Annotated in this window: 3 protein-coding genes; 2 read left to right on the top strand and 1 reads right to left on the bottom strand. The window is 43.9% G+C overall.

Going from position 1 to position 1344, the window contains the following annotated elements; translation table 11 throughout:
- Window positions 1-270: 270 nt before the first annotated feature.
- Complete coding sequence (locus tag F6K37_RS42670; protein ID WP_287257256.1) at window positions 271-567, top strand: acylphosphatase; 297 nt, start codon at window positions 271-273, stop codon at window positions 565-567.
- A gap of 166 nt (window positions 568-733) precedes the next feature.
- The gene (locus F6K37_RS42665; RefSeq protein WP_287257255.1) at window positions 734-1042 is read left to right on the top strand and encodes a P-II family nitrogen regulator; all 309 of its coding nucleotides are present in this window, start codon (window positions 734-736) and stop codon (window positions 1040-1042) included.
- A 37-nt stretch (window positions 1043-1079) separates the two neighbouring features.
- Here the strand turns inward: F6K37_RS42665 and F6K37_RS42660 are convergent.
- On the bottom strand, window positions 1080-1344 hold a 265-nt coding region (locus F6K37_RS42660), incomplete at its 5' end, for a hypothetical protein (RefSeq protein WP_287257254.1).

The following is a 1344-nucleotide window of genomic DNA, read 5'->3' as shown; positions in this document are numbered from 1 at the left end:
TAATTGATTATCCCCAAGGCTTAGACAAAGCCCCAGTATTGCAAGCGATGAATATCACCACACACCTATCTGGAGGTGTATTGGATAAAACAGCCGCTGGTGCGCTGTAGCTAAACAATACGATCAACTTCCATGCTTTGGGGTAACTATGTTGAAGGTTGGTTGAAGGTTGACCGTAATCCCTAGTGTTACAGTCAACTTACCCTACTTCGGACGCTTACGGCGAACAACCTTCAACATTAATTGGTGTAGTCAACAGCAAACTGCTAAATGCAAAACTCATCAACACCACACAAGCAAATTCGCGCCCATGTTTTCATTTCCGGAAGAGTTCAAGGAGTTGGTTATCGTTACTCCACAATGCTTCAAGCTAAGCATCTAGGGGTGAATGGCTGGGTGAGAAATCTTCTTGATAAGCGTGTGGAAGCGGTGTTTGAAGGGAATACCGCAGCAGTAGAAGCTATGGTGCGTTGGTGTCATACCGGACCGTTAAATGCTGTGGTTGACAATGTGGTGGTTAAGAATGAGACACCGGAAGGTTTGCAGGGATTTGAAATTACCCACTAATCGGTATAGTTGAGCTTAGTTGTCAATGGGTTCGCTTAGCGTGACCATAGGTTAATCTCGTAGCCTGATCTACCGGCAACCCCGTTGACAACTAACCATTGACAACTATAAAAGTCTATACTAGATGCTTATAGACTAATAGATATCAGGAATTAAGGAATTTCCTATGTCTACAGAAGATGCTCCCATCAATAGTGCTGTCTTAGTCACCATCATTGGTGAATCAGTAATTCGAGAAAGCCTTGTGAAGCTGATCAAAAGCCACGGGGCTACTGGTTATACTGTTAGTGATGTACGGGGAGAAGGTGGTCACGGCAGACGCCTAGGAGATATTGCGGGCTACAACACCAATGTTGAAATTAAGACGATCGTATCCCGGGAAGTGTCTGATGCAATTCTGCGTGCTATAGCCGAATACCGGAAGCGTCACGCCTTAATTGCCTACCGACAAGATGTAGAAACGTTAAGCAATTAAAGCACCAATCAAGTAATCACAAGTAATCACCAGTCAGTTAATCTAACCAATCATCAATTTTCTGGCTAGTATAGACACGCCTAGACTTTGGACTTCCCTGATTCTGACTCCCAGTTTTACTTTCACTAGCTTCGGTGGTCACAGGATTAACTTCCCGTTTATATAAACCTGACTGACGATATTGGTTCTTTAATGGTGATTGCTTCTGGGGTTTAGGCTTGGGGTGTCTATTTTTCCAACCGAGAGTTCTTTGTAAAGAGCGCAATTGGGCATGAGCTTCATTGATTTGTTGCAGCTTGCAG

It is taken from the genome of Moorena sp. SIO4E2, assembly GCF_010671945.1.
GTDB lineage: Bacteria > Cyanobacteriota > Cyanobacteriia > Cyanobacteriales > Coleofasciculaceae > Moorena > Moorena producens.
The sequence above is the reverse complement of the archived record's forward strand: the minus strand, read 5'-3'. Positions and strand labels throughout refer to the sequence as shown.

Bases quoted from the DNA above. Each gene is read 5' to 3' on its own strand.
- F6K37_RS42665 (WP_287257255.1), top strand. From the start codon at position 734: ATGTCTACAGAAGATGCTCCCATCAATAGTGCTGTCTTAGTCACCATC.
- F6K37_RS42670 (WP_287257256.1), top strand. From the start codon at position 271: ATGCAAAACTCATCAACACCACACAAGCAAATTCGCGCCCATGTTTTC.